Origin of the sequence: Ruminococcus sp. Marseille-P328 (assembly GCF_964249465.1) — a bacterium.
GTDB classification, from domain to species: Bacteria; Bacillota; Clostridia; order Lachnospirales; family Lachnospiraceae; genus Blautia_A; species Blautia_A faecis.
In genome coordinates this window covers 194,244-214,237 of sequence record NZ_CAXUBQ010000001.1, presented here as the reverse complement: position 1 = coordinate 214,237, position 19,994 = coordinate 194,244, and the positions used below count along the sequence as shown (strand labels likewise).

Sequence of the window (19,994 nt, the reverse complement as noted above, 5' to 3'; positions counted from 1 at the left end):
TAACTATGGCATAGCAGCTTTAATCCTGAAAGGGCGGGACATAAAGTTTTCGAAATCAACTTTACAAAGTAAGGCGGATGATAAGTTTTTTGTCATCCGTCTTGTTTTGTAAATTGAGGAAAATTATTTTTTGACGTAGAATACACTCAGAAACAGGAAATACTAAATAAAAGGCAGCAGAATTTCGAATTAGTCAAATAAAAGCTTTTTATCTGAAGGTTAGGAAACAAAACTGAGAAAGCTTAGAAGCTGATTCGAAAAGTTAAAACAAGAATAAACACAGATAGCCGGAAATAATGTAACGGCAAATTTCAGAAAGGTGGTAATTTTTATGTCAAAGAAAAAACATTCCGTATTAGGTATGGCAGCACTTGCTGCAGCAGGTGCAGGAGCAGCAATTCTGGCAAACAAGAGCCGCGAAGAGAAACAGATCACAGAAGCACACGTAGACCCGAATTACCGCAATACAGAGCGTGGCAAAAATGAGAAAAACAGCAAGGGCATTTATTATACAAACGGTAACTACGAAGCATTTGCCCGCCCAGAGAAACCGGAAGGCGTAGATGACAAGCATGCATATCTGGTAGGAAGCGGACTTGCTTCTCTGGCAGCAGCTTGCTTCCTTGTAAGAGACGCACAGATGCCTGGCGACCACATTCACATCCTGGAAGCGATGGACATTGCAGGCGGTGCATGCGACGGTATTTTTGATCCGATGCGAGGATACGTCATGCGAGGCGGCCGTGAGATGGAGAACCATTTCGAGTGCCTCTGGGATCTTTTCCACAGTATTCCATCTCTGGAAAAACCAGGTGCCTCCGTTCTGGACGAGTACTACTGGCTGAACAAACATGATCCAAACTATTCCCTTTGCCGTGCTACTGTAAATCAGGGCAAAGACGCTCACACAGATGGAAAATTCAATCTGAGCCAGAAGGGCTGCATGGAGATTATGAAGCTGTTCTTTACAAAGGACGAGGATCTTTATGACAAGACCATTGAGGATGTATTTGATGACGAGGTTCTGAATTCCACATTCTGGTTATACTGGAGAACTATGTTTGCATTCGAAAACTGGCACAGCGCACTGGAGATGAAGCTTTACATCCAGCGTTTTATCCATCATATCGGCGGACTTCCGGATTTCAGTGCTCTGAAATTCACCAAATACAATCAGTATGAGTCCCTGATCCTTCCGATGAAGAAATATCTGGAGGATGCAGGTGTTGACTTCCAGTTCAACACAGAGGTTACCAATGTAATCTTCGATATCCACGATGGTAAAAAAGTGGCAACTGCTATTGAGTGCAAGGTAAAGGGTGTTGAGAAGGGAATCCTTCTTACTGAGAATGACTATGTATTTGTTACCAACGGAAGCTGTACAGAGGGAACCATCTACGGTGACCAGAACCACGCTCCAAACGGAGATGCTGAGGTTCGTACAAGCGGCTGCTGGAGCCTTTGGAAAAATATTGCAAAACAGGATCCGTCTTTCGGACATCCGGAGAAATTCTGTTCTGATATCGCGAAGACTAACTGGGAATCTGCAACTGTTACCACACTGGATGACAAGATCATTCCTTATATTACCGACATCTGCAAGCGAGATCCGAAGAGCGGCAAGGTTGTTACCGGCGGTATCGTAAGCTGCCAGGATTCCAGTTGGCTGTTAAGTTGGACCATCAACCGTCAGGGTCAGTTCAAGGATCAGGATAAAGATAAGGTTTGTGTCTGGGTATATGGTCTCTTCACAGATGTACCTGGCGATTATGTAAAGAAACCAATGAAAGAGTGTACCGGTAAAGAAATCACGGAAGAGTGGCTGTACCATATGGGCGTACCGACTGATCAGATTGAGAATCTGGCTGAAAACAGCGCAGTCTGCGTACCGACCATGATGCCTTACATCACTGCATTCTTCATGCCAAGAGCCAAAGGTGACAGACCGGACGTTATCCCGGACGGCTGCGTGAACTTCGCATTCCTTGGACAGTTCGCAGAGACTCCAAGAGATACTATTTTCACCACAGAGTATTCCGTTCGTACTGCAATGGAAGCTGTATACGGACTTATGGGCGTAGACCGTGGCGTTCCGGAAGTATGGGGAAGCGTATACGACGTACGAGAACTCCTTGACGCCAGCGTAAAACTCATGGATGGCAGATCACCACTTGAAATTGAGCTTCCTGGACCGCTGAATCTGGTGAAAAAACCTTTGCTGAAAGCAATTAAGGGAACCTTAGTGGAGAAGGTGCTGAGAGACCATGATGTGATTAAGGATTATATGCTGGAGAAATAAGCGGTTGTAAAAATTTTATATGCTGAAACGAGCGAAGAGTCGGAGTGATCCGGCTCTTTGTTTTGTACTACAACAAATGAAATTGAAAAACTGTTTAATGGCGAAAAAGCGGAATCTTGCAAGGCTATTAACAGTGTGATAAACTAAAGTGTGTCTGAAAAAGGCTTTCTGCAAAATAAGATATAATATTGCGGTTTCTGGACAAGAAGCTGTTTGGTACAAGAGGAGAAAATCGTATGCAGTATATTGAATTTGGAAAAGATAAAGATAAGGTATCTGAAATTGTTATGGGATTGATGAGGATTTCAGAGATGTCCACTGGTGAGGTCTTGGATTTGATTGAGACTGGTCTTGAAGAGGGGATTAATTTTCTGGATCTCGCAGACATTTATGGTGGTGGAAAATCAGAAGAAGTGATAGGGAAAGTTTTTACAGAGAATCCTTCTTTGCGCACTAAATTTTTCGTTCAGTCAAAATGCGGAATCCGTTGTGATCCGGATTTTACCTATTTCGATTTTTCCAGAGATTATATTTTGGAGGCTGTAGATGGAATTCTGTCCAGACTTCATACAGATCATCTGGATAGCCTGCTTCTTCACAGACCAGATGCGCTTATGGAACCAGATGAAATTGCAGAGGCTTTTGACCGCCTTTATAAAGCTGGAAAAGTACGGAATTTTGGGGTTAGCAACATGACGCCTATGATGATGGAAATGCTAAGCAGGGAAATACAGTTCCCAATTTGTGCAAACCAGATTCAGCTTAGCTGTGCCGTTACCCAGGTTTTTGACGCTGGTTTTCACATGGATATGCAGTGTGATAAGGGAATCATGAGGGATGGCGGTGGAGTACTGGAATACTGCCGTATGAAAAAGATCCCGGTTCAGGCGTGGTCTTCCCTTCAGTATGGATATTTTCAGGGAACTTTTCTTGAATCTGATAATTATCGGGAATTGAACACTGTGCTCAACAGAATTGCTTCTGAAAAGGTGGTCACTCCTATGGCTGTTGCTCTTGCCTGGATTCTCCGCTACCCTGGAGCAACTCAGGCTGTAATCGGCACTACAAAATCGACTCGTGTTCGTGAAGCAGCAAAAGCAACGGAAGTTAGGTTGAGTAAAAAAGAGTGGTACGAGATATATCTGGCTGCTGGAAATGATTTGCCCTGATGAAGTAAGTCAAGTGGATATTCCAGGTTCCGCTTCGCTACTTGCTCATATAATAATTGAAATCAATCAAAAAAGGGAGATGCGAAAAAACTCAATCGAGTTTTTTCACATCGCCTTTGTTTCAAAAGAAATGAATTAAAAAGGAGCAGAATATGAGAAAACCACAAAATTTTCAATGGAAAGAAATGACCATGGGAACCTGTTATTATCCGGAGCATTGGAGTAGAGAACTGTGGCAGGATGATTTACAGAGAATGAAGGCGGCAGGGATTACCGTGATCCGTGTGGCAGAGTTTGCCTGGAACAAAGTGGAGCCGGAAGAGGGCGTTTTTACCTTTGATTTCTGGGATGAATTTATGGAGTTATGTAAACAGGAAGAAATGCAGGTGATTTTTGGAACACCTACAGCTACACCGCCGGCATGGCTTACGGAAAAATACCCGGAAGTTTTAAATTGCCGTCAAGATGGAGTTCCATATCGTCATGGAGCCAGAAGACATTACAATTACAATTCACCAAAATATAGAGAATTATCTGCAAGGATCGTAGAAAAGCTGGCGCAGCATTACGGCAAACATCCGGCAATTGTGGGATGGCAGATTGACAATGAACTGAATTGTGAGGTGGATGAATTTTATTCAGAGGCAGATTCTGTTGCCTTTCGTAATTTTGTGAAAGAAAAGTATAAAACTCTGGATAACCTCAACGAAGCATGGGGAACTGTTTTCTGGAATCAGACCTATACAGACTGGGAGCAGATTTATGTTCCGCGACCGGTGTTAAATAATGGTTGCAATCCACATCTCAGGCTGGATTATTACCGTTTTATTTCAGAAAGTACAATTTCTTTCTGTAAAATGCAGGCAGAAATAATCTCGAAATATAAGAAAGACGGAGACTATATCACCACAAATGGTATGTTCTGGAATCTGGATAATCACAAGATGGCAGAGGAATGCCTGGATGTTTATACATATGATTCCTATCCAAGTTTTGCATTTGGGTTGAACAGAGATCTGAAGACCGCGAAAGACCTGAATGACCGTCATTGGAGTAAAAATCTAACGGAAGTACGTTCCATATGTCCTCATTTTGGTATTATGGAACAGCAGTCTGGGGCAGGTGGATGGACTACAAGAATGGAAGGTCCGGCACCAAGACCTGGTCAGCTTACACTTTGGGCAATGCAGAGTGTAGCCCATGGCGCAGATTATATTTCTTTTTTCAGGTGGAGAACCTGTACTTTTAGTACAGAAATGTACTGGCATGGAATTTTGGATTATGACAATCGCGATAACCGTAAGCTGGCAGAGGTAAAAGACTTTTATAATAAATTAAAGTGTCTGGATGAAGTTTGCGGAGCGGATTATACAGCTGCATTTGGAGTATTAAAAGACTACGACAATATGTGGGATACGAATGTGGATGTATGGCACAGAAGGGTGGAAGCGCAGAGCTCAGAAGAAATCTTCATTGCTTCTGAAATTTATCACACCCCATATAATACGTTATATCTGAGCGAGGATACAGATATAAAGGAATTGCAGAAATATCCAGTGCTCATCTATGCACATCCTGTTATTATGACGGGAAAAAGAGCTGCTTTACTTAAAGAATATGTAGCAAATGGCGGAATCCTGATCATAGGCTGCCGTTCCGGATATAAGCAGGAAAATGGCAAATGTGTTATGCTTCCGCAGCCCGGACTTTTGCAGAAAATTACTGGTTCAGATGTGAGAGATTTTACATTCACAAGTCCAGCAGAGCCGTCTGTCACCGCCAACTGGGACGGTCAGACGATTGACATGCCAATATTTAACGACATTATGGAGCCTGTAGAGGAGGGAGAAACTCTGGCTTTCTACGACAATAGCTATTATGCAGGAAAACCAGCCGTAATCAGAAAGAATACAGGAAAGGGATATGCAATTCATTTTGGCAGTACTTTTTCCAGAGAAAGCATGAAGGTGCTGTTAGAATACACAGGAATTCTGGAACCATTCCAGGCTATGCTTGAAGCTCCACAGGAGGTGGAAGTCATTCAGCGTGTGAAAGGAAATAAGAAATACTTCTTTGTCCTGAACTATATGGGTTCAGAACAAAAAATTGTGCTGAAAAAGCAGATGCGGTCCTTATATGATAATGTAATTGCAAATGGTGAAATCTGCATGAAACCGTATGAGACAATAGTTTATGAAGTTTTGGAATGAAACAGGAAAATGTTTTTGAAAATATGAAATTAAATAAATCAGAAATAGTTAAACGAAGAGTCGGAGAAATCCGGCTCTTTGTTGTTTATAAGGTAGTGAGCCAAATTCATAGAACGCGTTTGATTTCAGTTTTTAAACGCGCCATGGTTAGGGGTTAGGTTATGAATAAAACAGGTTAATTCAACAGAAAAACAAGTTATATCCAATAATTGTCTTGCATACCTATTATTTAATCCAGTATAATGATTATATCAAAAATATTACAGGAGGGGGGTATGCAGATGAGGACACAATCGAAGAATCATAAGATAATCCGTACGGTTTTACTGGTGATTCTTTTGCTTCTGATAGTGGCTGCGGGTGGTTTTATTTCAGTGTATGAGGGGCGTTTTCAAACCATAAGCAGTATACAGAAAGTGACAGATTACGACGAGTATAATCTGTATCGCATGGATGTGAAATATGATTATGATCTGGATCGACTGATCGAATACGGCATAACAGATAACCAGAGCTTTGTTGATGCCATTGTGAAAGAGGCACTTCCTATCTTGCCAGTACATATTAAAGCACCGGATTTTGGCTGCAGTGCTTTTACCCTGCAGGAAGCAGACGGAAATGTGCTGATGGGCAGAAACTATGATTTCAAACGGGATACTTCTGCAATGCTGGTTTACTGTGAACCGGAGGATGGTTACAAATCCGTGGCTTTCGCAGCATTGGATAATATCTCAGCAAATACTCCGGATGCGAGTATGAAGAAAAAGCTTGCCACATTAACAGCACCATTTATCTGCCTGGATGGCATGAATGAAAAAGGGGTATCTATTGCAGTTCTTACTTTGGACAGCGAACCGGTTCACCAGAATACAGGCAAGCCGGTGATCGGAACTACGCTTGTGATCCGTTTGATTCTGGACCGTGCGGCAACTACAGAAGAAGCCGTTGAGCTTCTGAACCAGTATGACATGTTTGCTACAAGCGGCAGAGATTATCATTTTTATATCACAGATGCTTCCGGTGATGGCAGAGTAGTGGAGTATGACTGTGAAAGCGAAACCAGAGAAATGGTTGCCACACCAATTCGTTCCATCACGAATTTCTTTGGACTCTATAAGGATAAAGTCCTTCCGAATCAGAAGAATGGCATTTACGGTCACGGAAAAGAGCGGTATGACAAAATGGAAGCTATTTTTGACTATGAGGAAGTTTACAACAGTGATGTTGCATGGGAGGCTTTGAAGGCCGCATCACAGGAGCCGTCAGAGGAGGAAGTTACCAGTAATACCCAGTGGTCTATTGTTTATGATGATACCAATCTCACCGCAGAGATTGCCCTTCGGAGAAACTGGGATGATGTGATCGGGTATAATCTGAAGGATAACACGATTACACTAAAATAATAACATAGAGCCTGTTTCAAACATAATCCGGTAGTCTTAAAGGAAGAGAAAGACACGTGAACCAGAAGTTCAATATAAGGTTTTAAATGCCTCGTCAAAGGGAAGCTTCATCATTTCCCCGGCGGGGCATTTTGATTATTTGAAATACGAATCTCGTTACAGTGTTGACTGGAATGTTAGTTAAATTTGTCTATAAATTTGAAACAATATGTCAACTTAGTCTGAAAAATAACACTTTAACACGTTAATTTTGATTGACTCCATAGTATATGCAGTGTATTATGAATTTATAATTGCTGTTTGCGGAGTGGATAAATGTACGGGGTATGCATAAGAAAAAAGTGTAACACTCTTCAGGCAAAGCGAATAGTTTTTATAATCCATCTATCTAAAGGGGGAGTCATTTATGACGGGAAAGAGAAAAAGAAAACTGGCAATGCCAGACACCCTGATCATCGTAGCATCCGTTGTACTTCTGGTGGCGATTCTTTCATGGATCATTCCATCCGGAACCTACGATTATCAGGAAATGAACATCAATGGAAGAATTCGAAACGTAGCCATTGATGGAACTTATCACACAATTGATAAATCCGAAGTTACCACAACCGGATTTCTTGGATTTTTCAGTGTACTGTATCGAGGCTGCGTGGAGGCTGCTGATGTAATCTTCATGATCCTCTGCTGCTGCGGAACCTTCGGTGTTGTGGTGAAAACAGGTGCTTTCCATGCAGGAATCGGAACCATTTTAAAGAAACTGAAAGGAAAAGAAATTCTGCTTGTTCCAATTATTATGATGATCTTCGGACTGGGCGGTTCTGTGTTTGGTATGGCAAGTGAATTCTACGGATTTTATCCATTGATCGTAGGTCTGGGAGTTGCTCTTGGATATGATGCAATGTTCGGATTTGCCATTATTGCAGTTGGAGAGTTTGTTGGATTTATGGGAGCGACACTGAATCCATATTCTGTAGGAATTGCCCAGACAATTTCAGGTGTAGAGCTTTATTCCGGAACCGGATACCGTGCGATCTGCTTCGTGATCTTCATGGCAATTTCCATTATCTATGTAATGGTTTACGGGCGGAAAATTAAGAAAAATCCAGGTGCATCCGTTGTATTTGGTGAAAAAAACATTCATGCCTTTGACAGAGATGAGTTAAATGAATACAGCTTTACCTTAAAAGATGGTCTGGTTCTTCTGGATGTTCTTGTAGTGCTGGTTGTTCTTATGCTGGGTCTGATCAAATGGGGATGGGATTTCCCGCAGCTTTGTGGCTTGTTCCTTCTTATGTCCATGATTGCTGCTGCAATCTGTAAGTGGTCTCCGAATAAATGGTGCAGTGAGTTTATTGACAGCGCCAAGACTGCAATGTGGGGATGTATCCTGACTGGTATTGCGAAAGCTATCACAGTTGTTATGCAGGACGCGCAGATTATGGATACTGTTATCTACGGCCTGTCAAACGTGCTGAAAAATGCGCCTCATGCAGTTTCTGCACAGGTAATGCTCGTAGTACAGACGCTGATCAACTTCTTCATTCCGTCTGCAACAGGTCAGGCTTCTGCAACCATGCCAATCATGGCACAGCTGGCAGATATTATTGGTGTGAGCAGACAGACAGCAGTTCTTGCATTCCAGTTTGGCGACGGACTTTCCAATATTTTCTGGCCGACGGCAGATATCGTTATCATCTGTGGCCTGGGTGGAATTTCCCTGCAGAAATGGTATAAGTGGTTTACGCCGCTGTTTCTGATCTTGTTTGTGACACAGGCGATTTTGTTGGGAATTGCAACTGGAATTGGGTTCTAGAGAGTGTTTGATTTTTAGAAATGGTATATCTAATGGAAAGAAAAGGAAATCTTATTAAACTTACAGACCTGTCCTCAGATTTTATCATTGATCTGAAATATGCCACGTCGGATAATTTCACCGGCGTGCAGGTGTACCAGTCAGCGGACTGCTGGCTGGATGAGCACACTGCGCAGATTCTGATAAAAGCGAAGGAAATTTTCGAAAAAGATGGCTATCGGGTGAAAATATGGGACGCTTATCGTCCCATTCGTGCACAGAAGCGGTTCTGGGAGATAATGCCAAATGATGACTTTATTGCCCGTCCGCCGGATATGACGAAAATTAAGAAATTCCGTCCTACTCATATGAACGGAATGTGTGTTGACGTCACACTGACTGATAAAGAAGGCAACGAAATCGAAATGCCATCTCCGTTTGACACTATGGACGAACGCGCTGCTTTGAATTCTTCAGGTCATTCCGAAACCGGAAGAAGAAACGGCGAGTATTTGAAACAAGTAATGGAATCCGTAGGCTTCCAGGCATATGAGTGCGAATGGTGGCATTTTTATGATGTATCTACGGATCCGGCGCCGTTTTCGGATTATGAAATTTAATTTTTTGAACTACTAACGGGCAGCATAAGTGCAATTATGCTGCCTTTTTCATTACTTTCTAATACTTTTACTGAGCCACCGTGTTCCCGCGCAATGGAGTCAACCAGTGCCAGTCCCAGTCCGGCACCGCCCATAGCCCGGCTGCGGGACTTGTCTACACGGAAAAAAGGATCAAAGATTTTTTTCTGATTTTCAAGTGAAATGCCGATGCCGGTGTCCTTTACCAGAATCATGACCTGGCTGTTTTTTTCCTTCACTGAAACTGTGACAGAGCCATTGGGACGGTTATATTTAATGGCATTTTCTACAAGATTGTAGACTGCACGATAAAGAAGTACATAGCTGCCGGTAACATCGGTATGCGAATCCTGACTGGAGCTGTCATCAAAATGAATTGAAATCCCTGCTTTTTCTGCAACTGGATCCAGGTCGCAGAAAACCTCATCTACAAGCTCTTCCAGCGCAACCTGATCTGTTCGTGGAACAGATTTCAGATTCGTCATGTCAAGAAGGGTTCCCACCAGCTGGGAAAGTCTTGTTGTCTGTTCCCTGATCATAGTGAAAAGCTGTTGGTATTCAACCATTTCCGGTTCCTGCTTTTTCTCAAAAACTTCCAGGTTGGTCTGCAATACTGCAAGTGGTGTCCGCAGCTCATGAGCTGCATTTGCAGAAAACTGTTTCTGTGTACTAAAGGCATTGTCCAGCCTGGTCAGCATTTCATTGAAAGAGCTGGTCAGCTGTGCAATTTCATCCTTTGAATTGGGAACTGACAGCTGAGTAGAAAGGTTTTGAGCCTGAATCTGACTGACTTCACTGGTTAGCTTCTGCAGCGGTGTAAGGGTCTTTTTCGTAAGAAAATAAGTACACACACTGGAAAGAAGAATAATGGTCGTGGTTGCAATAACACTTCGGAGAAGAAAAACCTCTTTGGTTTCCTGGATTTCCTGCTCAAACTGAGGAAAAAGAGCTTTGGGATCTACATTAAAGGTAATGGGTGAATCGCCATCCTGTGGGTCTACCTTGATCATATAATTCTGCAATCCGTCCATTCCCGATACGGCAGAATGGCTGATGAAGAAGTACATAAGAACACAGGAGATAATCATCAGTAATGACAGCAATAAAGTGAGTTTCAGTTGAAGTGAGGTGTGGAAACGTTTTTTTATCATCTGTATTCCTCCAATATATAGCCCTGGCCTATTTTATTCTGAATAGGGTCAAATCCAATTGCTGCCTTTAGTTTTTTTCTGAGAGATGAAATGTGCACACGGATGGAATTGCTGAAGGTGTTTACGCTTCCATCCCAAATATGTTCAATCATTTCTTCCGGTGAAATTACACGGTTCTGATGGAGCAGGAAATATTCCAGAAGGCTGCTTTCTTTTCTGGTAAGGGAAAGCGGCACTCCATTTACAGAGGCTTCTCTTGTTCTGGTATCAAAGGTAAGCTGATTCCATTTCAGGCATACATCCTCCTGAACAAATTTCCGCCGGGTAAGGCTTCGGATTCTGGCTTCCAGCTCCTGAAAGTGAAAGGGTTTGGTAAGATAATCATTGGCTCCCAGATCCAGACCCGTTACTTTATCTTCAATCTGATCCCTGGCGGACAGGATCAGAACCGGGGTATTAGTATTGTGTTCCCGGAACTGGCGGAGAATTTCCAGACCGTCCGTGCCGGGAAGATTCAGATCCAGCAGGATCAGGTCATAATTTTCTGTCATACACAGGCAAAGCCCTTCGTCTCCATCGAAACAGATATCTGTCTCATAACCATCTATGCGAAGTCCCTCCGCAACAGAGTGGCAGAGCTGTTCTTCGTCTTCTATAATTAAAATGTGCATAGCTGCTCCTTTCGTAATATGATTTTGCGCAGATCAGATACTCGCAAAAAAGAGTATTTATAATTTAAATATTATGATACCAGTGTCAAAAGGTCAAAAAGCTGTTCGTGCTTGCACGATAAGGCTTTTGAACTTGGGACACGCCAAATATGAGAAAGTAGCGATTTACGCAGTAAATCAGCAGATTTCGAATATTTGGAGGATTGCGGGAGCAGCATAGCTGCGTAGCAATCCGGGTATCAAATGAGTGTCAAAAGACCTTTTGACACTCATATCATATTATCATATTTTGAAAAAAATAGAAATCTTAACACAGATTTTATAGGAAAGATGTTAAAATACGTTCAGATAAATAAAAAACGCTGAAAGGAAAATTAAAAATGATGAATAAAAAAAGACTTATGGCAATTCTGGCAGCAGGAGTTCTGACAGCAACATCTTTCAATCCGGCTATGATCAAGGCTGAAAGCGTATCAGCAGAAGAAGCTGGCATGGCAGTTCCTGCAGATGCAGCTGGCGCAGCAGTTTCAGCAGATGAGGCCGGCGCAGCAGTATCAGCAGACGAAGCCGGAGCAGCCGTTTCCGCAGACGAAGCTGGCGCAGTGGTAGCCGGTGACGGTTCTGAGACAGCTGTTTTCTCTGAAGATGGCACACCTGTGAAAAAAACAGTAAAAGCAGCAGATATTAATATGAAGGTGCAGGATTCCTACGATTTCCCATTCCTTGGCTTAAAGGCAGTCCTTCCGGAAGACCTGAAGAAACAGATAGAAAACTCCGATATGCTTATGATCACAGAGGAAGAATGGAATGATGACAGTACTGGCTTCAAGTATGCCTTTTTCCACTGGAATAAGCTTACTGAGGATCAGAAAAACGAAGATGTAAACCTTCTTGGAACCGGCTATGAGGACTGGCTTAAGAGCATTGAAAGAGTTGGCACACTTGGTGTTTACAGCAAGGACGTGATCGATGATCTGGATTCCATCACAGGCTGCAATGAGCACAAAGAGCTGGGAACAAGTGAGGATGGAAATTATAAGTACTATCTCAGCATTAATAAAGATGCAGAGTCTGACCTGACAGACGAGATCGAAAAAATTGAGACTACGATCACAGAAATGACAGCTTTTGATCCAAGCAAATCTGTATTTGATATGCCTGCAGAAAATGCCAACCCGGATGCAGGAAATGTAGGCGCATTTGAGACAACGGATATTGATGGAAATGCCTATACAGAAAAAGTATTCAGTGACTATGACCTGACTCTTGTAAACTGCTTTACAACCTGGTGCTCTCCGTGTGTAAATGAAATGCCAGACCTTGACAAGCTTTATCAGGAGATGAAGGAAAAGGGTGTGGGCGTAGTTGGAATGGTTATCGATTCTGTAGGAGAGGACGGAACTACAGATGAAGATACTGTGAAAAAAGCGCAGATTCTCAAGGAAAAAACAGGAGTTACCTATCCTCTTCTGATTCCGGATGCAGGAAACATGAATGGACGTATCAGCGGTCTCAGCAGTTTCCCGGAATCCTTCTTTGTAGATAAAGATGGGAACATTGTAGGAGATCCAATCATGGGCAGCAAAAATCTGGAAGACTGGAAAACAGCTGTAGAGGATGCACTGGAAAAAATTAATTCCGGAAAATAAAAAGTGGTTAGGGAATGTAGGATGAAAAATTATATAAATAAAATCACTCAGTCCAAATGGACAGGAATCGCCCTTGCAGCGGTGGGGATTCTGATGATGGCCTTTGGTATTTACCGGGGTGAAATGGAAGTTGTTTTTACAAAAGCTGTAAATATCTGTATGGAGTGTATTGGAATTGGATGATAAGAAAATGAACATAAAAAACTGGCCCAGACATACCATACAGGCACTCTGGGCAGCACTTACAAATTCTCATATATCCGGATTTGTAACTGGAAAAATATATACAGGAAAGCTGAAAAATGCCTGTGTTCCGGGACTGAACTGCTATTCATGTCCCGGGGCAGCAGGAGCCTGTCCAATTGGATCCTTACAGGCCGTGGTTGGAAGCTGGAACTTTAAATTTGCCTACTACGTAATCGGATTTCTGATTTTCGTAGGAGCGATCCTGGGAAGGCTGGTGTGCGGATTTCTCTGTCCGTTTGGACTGATCCAGGATCTGCTGAATAAGATTCCTTTTCCAAAGAAAATCCGTACCTTTAAAGGGGACAAGCTTCTTCGAAAGCTGAAATACGTGATTTTTCTGGTGTTTGTAATTCTGCTTCCCCTGTTTCTCACAGATATAATGGGCCAGGGAGCACCCTATTTCTGTAAGCTGATCTGTCCGGCCGGAACTTTGGAGGGCGGATTGCCGCTGGTACTTTTGAACAAGGCTATGCGCGGTGCCATTGGCTGGCTGTACATATGGAAAAATACAATTCTGATCGTGACAATTGTTCTTTCCATTATTATTTACAGACCATTTTGCCGTTATATTTGTCCGCTTGGCGCATTTTATTCCGTATTCAATAAGGTTTCCATTTACCGCTACCGTGTAGATATGGAAAAATGCGTTCACTGTGGAAAATGTGCAAAGGCTTGCCAGATGGTGGTCAACCCTGTGGAAAACCCCAACAGTCCGGAATGTATCCGTTGCGGACGGTGTAAGCAGGCATGTCCGGTACACGCCATTGCAAGTGGGTGCAAGAGATAACAGGAATGTTTTTACCATTTTTATGGGGATTAACTTTATGTATGCTTTATAAGTAAAAAAGCTTACTGCGATTTAGACATTGAAAAAATAAATGTCTAAGTTGTAGTAAGCTTTTATTATTTATGGTGTCAGGAAATACTCTCGATTACATTACGGAGATACTCGTAGCAGATCTTAAGATTTTTCTCACCTTCTTTATCCAGCGGAATCTGCAGTGTGCGTTCCACGCCATTTCGTGAAATAACGCATGGAAGGCTCATTGCGATTCCTTCTAATCCGTATTCTCCTTCCAGAACAACGGAAGCCGGAACGACGGCACGTTCATTTCGCATAATGGCTCCTACAAGACGGCAGACGCTAAGGGCGATGCCGGAGCTTGTGTAGCCCTTCAGTTCTACAATGTCCAGACCGCTGACCTTCACCTCGTGAAGCAGCTTCTCACAGTCAACAGGCTCTTTCAGGCCAAACTGCTTCTGAAAATCATGGAAAGGAATTCCTACAATATTAACTGCATTCCATGGAATAAAGCTTGTGCCGCCGTGTTCGCCAAGAACGAATCCGGTGACATTTTTTGCATCTACACCGCATAGGTCGGCAAGCATTTTATTGAAGCGGGCGGTGTCCAGAAGAGTACCGGTACCGATCAGAAGATTTCGGGGGTAGTTGAATTCCTTCTGTGCAATATAAGTAAGAATGTCCATTGGATTTGAAACATTGATAATAATGGCAGAACGGGTGTAAGTGGTAATCTGTGTCATGATCTCCTTCATCACCTGTACATTGGTCTGCAGCAGCACCATGCGGTCACGGGAATTGCCTGGCTGAATGCTGGGACCTGCGGTGTTGATGATAATTTGGGCGTCTTTACAGTCCTCGTAGGTACCCACCCGGATGTTTGCGTTGGCACTGTATGCAAAGGCGGTGGTGTGGCTGGCATCCAGTACGACTCCCAATGCTTTTTTTTGATTTCTGTTTATGACAACGATCTCATCTGCAAGATTCATTCGCAGAAGAGAGTCCAGAATTGCAGATCCCACATGACCTGCGCCGATCAGAACAATTTTTCCATAACTTATATTTTCCATGATGTCAGGCTCCTTTAGAAATGTAAACTTTCATATATAGTGATGTCACCGATAGACGACATGTCTGTTTTGTGAATAAGAATAGCACTTGTGTGCTGCAGAAACAAGAGAATTTTTGATTGCACTGTAAAAAATACGGAGTGACAAAAATGAAAACGATTTTCATATTGACTTTGAAAAAGAATCTGCTATAATATGAAAATGATTTTCAAATTGGAGGCGCGGGAAATGAGCGAAAAAGCACAATATCGTACCAGACAGATTACAGAGCTGGAGAATTATCTGTGCTCTATGGAAGGAAAACATGTTACAGTCAGCGATATATGCAAATACTTTAAAAGTCAGGGGATTTCTATCGGAACCACAACGGTGTACCGCCAGCTTGACCGGATGGTGGAGCAGGGACTGGTTGCCAAATATGTGGTAGACGGCACCAGCAGTGCATGCTTCGAGTATCTGGGACATGATGAGCATTGTCATAAGCATATATGCTTTCATTGCAAATGCGAGAAGTGTGGAAAGGTGATTCATCTGGAATGCGGGGAAATGGCACATCTGGGCGAGCATATGCTGGCAGACCATGGATTTCAGTGGGATTTTACCAGGACGGTGTTTTATGGAATCTGTGAGGAGTGTAGAGGAAAATAATGAGGTTGAACATGCACAAATTAAAAAATAAATTCAAAAGGCTATTCATGTCAGCTGCCACAATAGGTACTGCCTGCCTTCTTGCAGGCTGCGGTGCAGGTGCGGCAGCAGGAACTGACAATTCCAGTGTAACAGAAAGCCAGAGCGGGGTAAATGGCAGCGAACAGGAAAATGCCAGCTCAGATAGTCAGAAGCTTCAGATTGTAGCCACTATTTTTCCAGAATACGACTGGGTAAAGGAAATCCTGGGTGACCAGGCTGATAATGTGGATCTTACCCTGCTTTTGGGTAACGGAACAGACATGCATAGTTTCCAGCCTACCATGGAAGATATTTTGAAAGTATCCACCTGTGACCTGTTTATTTATGTAGGCGGTGAGTCTGATTCCTGGGTTGCCGATGCATTGAAGGGCGCCGGAAACCCAGACCGAAAAGCAATCAACCTGATGGACGTGTTGGGAGACCAGGTGAAGGAGGAAGAGATTGTAGAGGGGATGCAGGATGAAGATGGTCACACTCACGAAGAAGAGCATACCCACGATGATGATCTGGAATACGATGAGCATGTCTGGCTGTCTTTGAAAAATGCGTCTCTGTTCTGCGACACCATTGCCAGTAGTCTGGCGGATGCCGATCCGGAGCATTCCCGGCTTTATCAGCAGAACGCCGAGGATTACGAAGAAAAACTGGCAGCTCTCGATCAGGAATACCAGACATCAGTGGAGAAATCCCAGTCAAAAACCCTGCTTTTTGCAGATCGTTTCCCGTTCCGCTATTTAATTGACGACTACAATCTTACTTACTACGCTGCATTTGCCGGCTGTTCCGCAGAAACAGATGCCAGCTTCGAGACCATCACATTTCTGGCTGGCAAGCTGGATGAGCTGAACCTTCCGGCTGTTCTCACCATCGAGAATTCCGATCAGAAAGTAGCGAAAGCAGTAATTGAAAATACAAACACTAAGGATCAGAAGATTTTGACATTAAATTCCATGCAGTCCGTAACAACAAAGGATGTGGAAGAGGGAACCACATACCTTTCCATCATGGAAAATAATCTCCAGATTCTGAAGGAGGCATTATGAGTCTGATTACTTGCGAGAACCTTACATTGGGATATGAAGGAAAAGCGATTTTGTCCGGGCTGAATTTCAGCGTAAATTCCGGTGATTACCTTTGTATCGTAGGAGAAAACGGCTCTGGGAAATCCACACTGATGAAAACCCTTCTTCATCTTCAGAGCCCTATGAGCGGCAGTATCATTCTGGGAGACGATTTAAAAATCAACGAGATTGGCTATCTGCCACAGCAGACTGCGCTTCAGAGAGACTTCCCTGCTTCGGTAGATGAAATTGTGATGTCCGGTTTCCTGGGAAGAATGGGACTTCGTCCTTTTTACAATAAAGCAGAGAAAAAAGAAGCCCACGAATTGATGGAGAAAACCAGGATCACGGATCTGGCTGACCGTTGTTATCGACAGTTGTCCGGAGGGCAGCAGCAGAGAGTGCTTCTGACCAGAGCTCTCTGCGCCACAAGGAAAATCCTCCTTCTGGATGAGCCTGTTTCTGGCCTGGATCCGGTTGCAACTGCGGATATGTACCAGATTATCAACGAATTAAATAAAGAAGATCGAGTAACCATCATCATGATTTCTCACGATATCAGTGAAGTAGCAACTTATGCAAGTCATGTGCTGCATATTGGGCAGAAGGTTTTCTTCGGAACAAAAGAGGAATATCTGGAAAGCAAGATTGGAAAGAGGCTTGTGGATGCTGGAGAGGAGGGAAAAGCATGAGCGGAATTTTTGAAAAACTGGTATTTTATTTCCAGTATCCATTTGTGTGGTATGCTTTGATCGTAGGCGTGCTTATTGCACTTTGCTCCTCTCTTCTGGGGGTAACGCTGGTGCTGAAGCGATTTTCCTTTATTGGGGACGGACTGTCCCATGTGGCATTCGGAGCTATGGCTATTGCATCGGTGCTGAATTTCAGCAACAATATGCTGTTTGTCATGCCGGTAACTGTGATCTGTGCGGTGCTGCTTCTTCGTACAGGACAGAGTACGAAGATCAAAGGAGATGCGGCAATCGCTATGATTTCGGTTGGAGCCCTGGCAGTTGGCTATCTGCTGATGAATGTTTTTTCCACAGGCGCTAATATTTCCGGAGATGTGTGCAGCAGCCTGTTTGGTTCTACGTCAATCCTGACCCTAACCACATCTGAGGTGTGGCTGTGTGTAGTGGTGTCTGTTATTGTTGTGGCACTGTTTACAGTATTTTATCATAAGATATTTGCGGTTACCTTTGATGAAAATTTTGCAAAAGCTACTGGAACCAGGACAGATATGTACAATCTTCTGATTGCGGTGATCACAGCAGTGATCATTGTACTGGCTATGAATCTGGTGGGGTCCCTGCTGATCTCAGCTTTGATCATTTTCCCGGCACTGTCGGCAATGAGAATCTATAAACGATTCAGCGCAGTAATTATCTGTTCGGCGATTTTATCTGTGTTGTGTGCATTTCTTGGAATTATTGTTTCCATCCTGGGCGGAACGCCGGTAGGGTCTACTATTGTGGCTGTAGATATTGCGGCGTTTCTGGTGACAAGCCTGATTGGGAAGCTTTTAGAGAGATAGAATATGGTATAGAGCGGTAGAGTGTGTCTGAAAAATCAGACAAGTTAATATGGCAGTTACTTAATATTCGATGTATAGGGCGTTCTTGTAAGTGGTTCAGCTTGCAGGGGACGCCTTTTTTATGTAATAGGAAATTCTGTTGGAATTGCCTATTACATAAAAAGTCTTACTGAGCAGGAACGCACTGCGGCGGAAGGGTAGCTGTCGCTCGAGGCGACCCTCCGCAGGCAGAGAATCCTGCAAGCTGGATCCTTTTTATATGGGCAATGAGAAAAATACTAACCAGAGTATAGTGCTTTTTCCTGGGTAAATTTCTTATAATATAGTTACAGCAGAATGATACAGTTGTAGAAAAAATTTCTGGTTACTGTTTTGTATCTGGCTGCAAAGTTAAAACTATATTTTTCAGAAAAATTATATGATCCAGGGAGGGTGCTTATGAAAAGAAAAATAATTGCTGCAATATTTACCGGAATGTTAACCGCCGCATTGTTTCCTGCTATTGCCCATGCAGAAATCGAAAATCCGGAGGACTATATGGGCATCTGGTATGCCAATTATGTAATATATTCCGACGAAAGCAGCGAACGCCACAATGTAGCGGAATATTTGAACCAATACTTGGAAATGAGGCTGATGGAAGACGGAAGTGCTTACATGGAAATGTCCTACAATAGTGAGGAGTCAGACTCGGCAGAAATTCTGAAGGTCTCATGGAAGCTGGAGGGCGGGAAAATACTTGTTTCTCTGGAGGAGGGAGACATTTATCTTGATACAGTGGACGGAGAGTTTGTGGGGAGCTTAGATGAGGATACCCAGGTGATTTTTGGACGTGAACTGGTGCAGACAGGAGAAGCTCAGAGCCTGGATAATCTGGACAATCTGGAAGATAGTGAAAAAGCTAAGATTCCAAAGGAGAATCCCTACATTTATCATCCGGAAACAGACAATCCGGAGGAGATCATTGCCCGCTATCTTGGGGCTGCGAATTTGGAAAAAGGTTATGAAGTTTCCGTGGATGAAGACAATGGAACCTTTACAGCTCATTGGGCAGGAGATGAATATTATGATCCCAGGGACTATGTTGGAAGCTACAGAATAACGGATGATAACTATATCAACATTTGCTGGAGAGAGGCCACCAGTGAGTATGGCGATAAATGCTATGGTGCGGTTCTGGTAGACCGCTGGAACCAGTTTACGATAAATGAGGATCTTGGAAATCTGGCCGAAGTTATGACAGCCATGGCAAACGACATAAACAGCGGACGTGTTTTCACAGCTTACAGGACGGAAATCACAGAAGGCTCTGAAAACCAGGGGGCTGTGAAATTTATAGATGAGGATTACGAAGTTTCCTATAGCTACCAGATCATTCCAGGTGCAGATCCTATGGTGACACTTACTAGGTATGATTCGGAATATGATTATGAACAGGTGTATACAAATTATCAGCTGAGGGAGATGCTGTAGGAAAATAGAAAAATTGGAAAATGTGAAATTAGCACTCACCTCTTGATAATGAAAGTCGATTTTTGTCCTGGCTTGTGTATCCTAGAAGTGCCTGTTTTACAGGCTTTCCGGGGCATCAGTCATTTTGTCTGGTATT

At 43.1% G+C, this 19,994-nt stretch carries 17 protein-coding genes; 14 read left to right on the top strand and 3 right to left on the bottom strand.

Annotated features, from left to right (window positions below; genetic code table 11):
• The first annotated feature begins 331 nt into the window (after positions 1-331).
• The 6 genes from ACESTK_RS01030 to ACESTK_RS01005 all read left to right on the top strand — a co-directional run bounded on the left by ACESTK_RS01030 (position 332) and on the right by ACESTK_RS01005 (position 9,493).
• Complete coding sequence (locus ACESTK_RS01030; RefSeq protein WP_373118222.1) at positions 332-2,299, top strand: oleate hydratase; 1,968 nt, start codon at positions 332-334, stop codon at positions 2,297-2,299.
• Between the two features lie 236 nt (positions 2,300-2,535).
• Entirely contained in the window at positions 2,536-3,468 is a 933-nt protein-coding gene (locus tag ACESTK_RS01025; protein ID WP_347087886.1) for an aldo/keto reductase, read from the top strand.
• A gap of 152 nt (positions 3,469-3,620) precedes the next feature.
• Positions 3,621-5,678: a beta-galactosidase gene (locus tag ACESTK_RS01020; RefSeq protein WP_373118218.1), complete on the top strand. Its 2,058-nt coding sequence runs from the start codon at positions 3,621-3,623 to the stop codon at positions 5,676-5,678.
• 275 nt (positions 5,679-5,953) lie between these two features.
• Positions 5,954-7,081: a linear amide C-N hydrolase gene (locus ACESTK_RS01015; protein WP_373118216.1), complete on the top strand. Its 1,128-nt coding sequence runs from the start codon at positions 5,954-5,956 to the stop codon at positions 7,079-7,081.
• Between the two features lie 406 nt (positions 7,082-7,487).
• Positions 7,488-8,894 carry a YfcC family protein gene (locus ACESTK_RS01010; protein ID WP_118577704.1) on the top strand — a complete coding sequence of 469 codons (1,407 nt, stop codon included), beginning with the start codon at positions 7,488-7,490 and terminating at the stop codon, positions 8,892-8,894.
• Between the two features lie 32 nt (positions 8,895-8,926).
• On the top strand, positions 8,927-9,493 hold the full coding sequence (locus ACESTK_RS01005) for a M15 family metallopeptidase (protein ID WP_373118213.1): 567 nt from the start codon (positions 8,927-8,929) through the stop codon (positions 9,491-9,493).
• On the opposite strand, the gene ACESTK_RS01000 is transcribed toward ACESTK_RS01005, so the two are convergent.
• The gene (locus ACESTK_RS01000) at positions 9,490-10,662 is read right to left on the bottom strand and encodes an ATP-binding protein (protein ID WP_373118210.1); all 1,173 of its coding nucleotides are present in this window, start codon (positions 10,660-10,662) and stop codon (positions 9,490-9,492) included. The two genes, ACESTK_RS01005 and ACESTK_RS01000, sit on opposite strands and share 4 nt — an antisense overlap.
• Positions 10,659-11,333: a response regulator transcription factor gene (locus tag ACESTK_RS00995; RefSeq protein WP_373118208.1), complete on the bottom strand. Its 675-nt coding sequence runs from the start codon at positions 11,331-11,333 to the stop codon at positions 10,659-10,661. The genes ACESTK_RS01000 and ACESTK_RS00995 overlap by 4 nt, the downstream gene beginning before the upstream one ends.
• Before the next feature lie 380 nt (positions 11,334-11,713).
• Between ACESTK_RS00995 and ACESTK_RS00990 the strand changes: the two genes are divergently transcribed.
• The 3 genes from ACESTK_RS00990 to ACESTK_RS00980 are packed head-to-tail and all read left to right on the top strand — an operon-like array spanning position 11,714 to position 14,015.
• Entirely contained in the window at positions 11,714-12,982 is a 1,269-nt protein-coding gene (locus ACESTK_RS00990; protein WP_373118207.1) for a TlpA family protein disulfide reductase, read from the top strand.
• 21 nt (positions 12,983-13,003) lie between these two features.
• Positions 13,004-13,165 carry a CD1871A family CXXC motif-containing protein gene (locus ACESTK_RS00985; protein ID WP_148461398.1) on the top strand — a complete coding sequence of 54 codons (162 nt, stop codon included), beginning with the start codon at positions 13,004-13,006 and terminating at the stop codon, positions 13,163-13,165.
• Positions 13,166-13,172: 7 nt separating this feature from the next.
• Entirely contained in the window at positions 13,173-14,015 is an 843-nt protein-coding gene (locus ACESTK_RS00980) for a 4Fe-4S binding protein (RefSeq protein ID WP_118577806.1), read from the top strand.
• 128 nt (positions 14,016-14,143) lie between these two features.
• Here the strand turns inward: ACESTK_RS00980 and ACESTK_RS00975 are convergent, their stop codons facing one another.
• Positions 14,144-15,100 (bottom strand): L-lactate dehydrogenase, encoded by a 957-nt coding sequence (locus ACESTK_RS00975; protein ID WP_118577700.1) that lies wholly within the window; start codon positions 15,098-15,100, stop codon positions 14,144-14,146.
• A 228-nt stretch (positions 15,101-15,328) separates the two neighbouring features.
• On the opposite strand from ACESTK_RS00975, the gene ACESTK_RS00970 reads away from it, so the two are divergent.
• From ACESTK_RS00970 to ACESTK_RS00950, 5 genes are all read left to right on the top strand, one after another.
• Entirely contained in the window at positions 15,329-15,748 is a 420-nt protein-coding gene (locus ACESTK_RS00970; protein ID WP_118577699.1) for a Fur family transcriptional regulator, read from the top strand.
• Positions 15,749-15,759: 11 nt separating this feature from the next.
• Positions 15,760-16,833 carry a metal ABC transporter substrate-binding protein gene (locus ACESTK_RS00965; protein ID WP_187565312.1) on the top strand — a complete coding sequence of 358 codons (1,074 nt, stop codon included), beginning with the start codon at positions 15,760-15,762 and terminating at the stop codon, positions 16,831-16,833.
• Positions 16,830-17,543 carry a metal ABC transporter ATP-binding protein gene (locus ACESTK_RS00960; protein ID WP_342978537.1) on the top strand — a complete coding sequence of 238 codons (714 nt, stop codon included), beginning with the start codon at positions 16,830-16,832 and terminating at the stop codon, positions 17,541-17,543. Before ACESTK_RS00965 ends, ACESTK_RS00960 begins: the two co-directional genes overlap by 4 nt.
• Complete coding sequence (locus tag ACESTK_RS00955) at positions 17,540-18,385, top strand: metal ABC transporter permease (protein ID WP_173772969.1); 846 nt, start codon at positions 17,540-17,542, stop codon at positions 18,383-18,385. Before ACESTK_RS00960 ends, ACESTK_RS00955 begins: the two co-directional genes overlap by 4 nt.
• 438 nt (positions 18,386-18,823) lie before the next feature.
• On the top strand, positions 18,824-19,858 hold the full coding sequence (locus ACESTK_RS00950; RefSeq protein WP_373118203.1) for a hypothetical protein: 1,035 nt from the start codon (positions 18,824-18,826) through the stop codon (positions 19,856-19,858).
• Positions 19,859-19,994: the final 136 nt, after the last annotated feature.

Bases quoted from the DNA above. Each gene is read 5' to 3' on its own strand.
- ACESTK_RS00970 (WP_118577699.1), top strand. From the start codon at position 15,329: ATGAGCGAAAAAGCACAATATCGTACCAGACAGATTACAGAGCTGGAG.
- ACESTK_RS01020 (WP_373118218.1), top strand. From the start codon at position 3,621: ATGAGAAAACCACAAAATTTTCAATGGAAAGAAATGACCATGGGAACC.
- ACESTK_RS01025 (WP_347087886.1), top strand. From the start codon at position 2,536: ATGCAGTATATTGAATTTGGAAAAGATAAAGATAAGGTATCTGAAATT.
- ACESTK_RS01005 (WP_373118213.1), top strand. From the start codon at position 8,927: ATGGAAAGAAAAGGAAATCTTATTAAACTTACAGACCTGTCCTCAGAT.
- ACESTK_RS00950 (WP_373118203.1), top strand. From the start codon at position 18,824: ATGAAAAGAAAAATAATTGCTGCAATATTTACCGGAATGTTAACCGCC.
- ACESTK_RS00990 (WP_373118207.1), top strand. From the start codon at position 11,714: ATGATGAATAAAAAAAGACTTATGGCAATTCTGGCAGCAGGAGTTCTG.
- ACESTK_RS01010 (WP_118577704.1), top strand. From the start codon at position 7,488: ATGACGGGAAAGAGAAAAAGAAAACTGGCAATGCCAGACACCCTGATC.
- ACESTK_RS00985 (WP_148461398.1), top strand. From the start codon at position 13,004: ATGAAAAATTATATAAATAAAATCACTCAGTCCAAATGGACAGGAATC.
- ACESTK_RS01030 (WP_373118222.1), top strand. From the start codon at position 332: ATGTCAAAGAAAAAACATTCCGTATTAGGTATGGCAGCACTTGCTGCA.
- ACESTK_RS00965 (WP_187565312.1), top strand. From the start codon at position 15,760: ATGCACAAATTAAAAAATAAATTCAAAAGGCTATTCATGTCAGCTGCC.
- ACESTK_RS00960 (WP_342978537.1), top strand. From the start codon at position 16,830: ATGAGTCTGATTACTTGCGAGAACCTTACATTGGGATATGAAGGAAAA.
- ACESTK_RS00975 (WP_118577700.1), bottom strand. From the start codon at position 15,100: ATGGAAAATATAAGTTATGGAAAAATTGTTCTGATCGGCGCAGGTCAT.
- ACESTK_RS01015 (WP_373118216.1), top strand. From the start codon at position 5,954: ATGCAGATGAGGACACAATCGAAGAATCATAAGATAATCCGTACGGTT.
- ACESTK_RS01000 (WP_373118210.1), bottom strand. From the start codon at position 10,662: ATGATAAAAAAACGTTTCCACACCTCACTTCAACTGAAACTCACTTTA.
- ACESTK_RS00995 (WP_373118208.1), bottom strand. From the start codon at position 11,333: ATGCACATTTTAATTATAGAAGACGAAGAACAGCTCTGCCACTCTGTT.
- ACESTK_RS00980 (WP_118577806.1), top strand. From the start codon at position 13,173: ATGAACATAAAAAACTGGCCCAGACATACCATACAGGCACTCTGGGCA.
- ACESTK_RS00955 (WP_173772969.1), top strand. From the start codon at position 17,540: ATGAGCGGAATTTTTGAAAAACTGGTATTTTATTTCCAGTATCCATTT.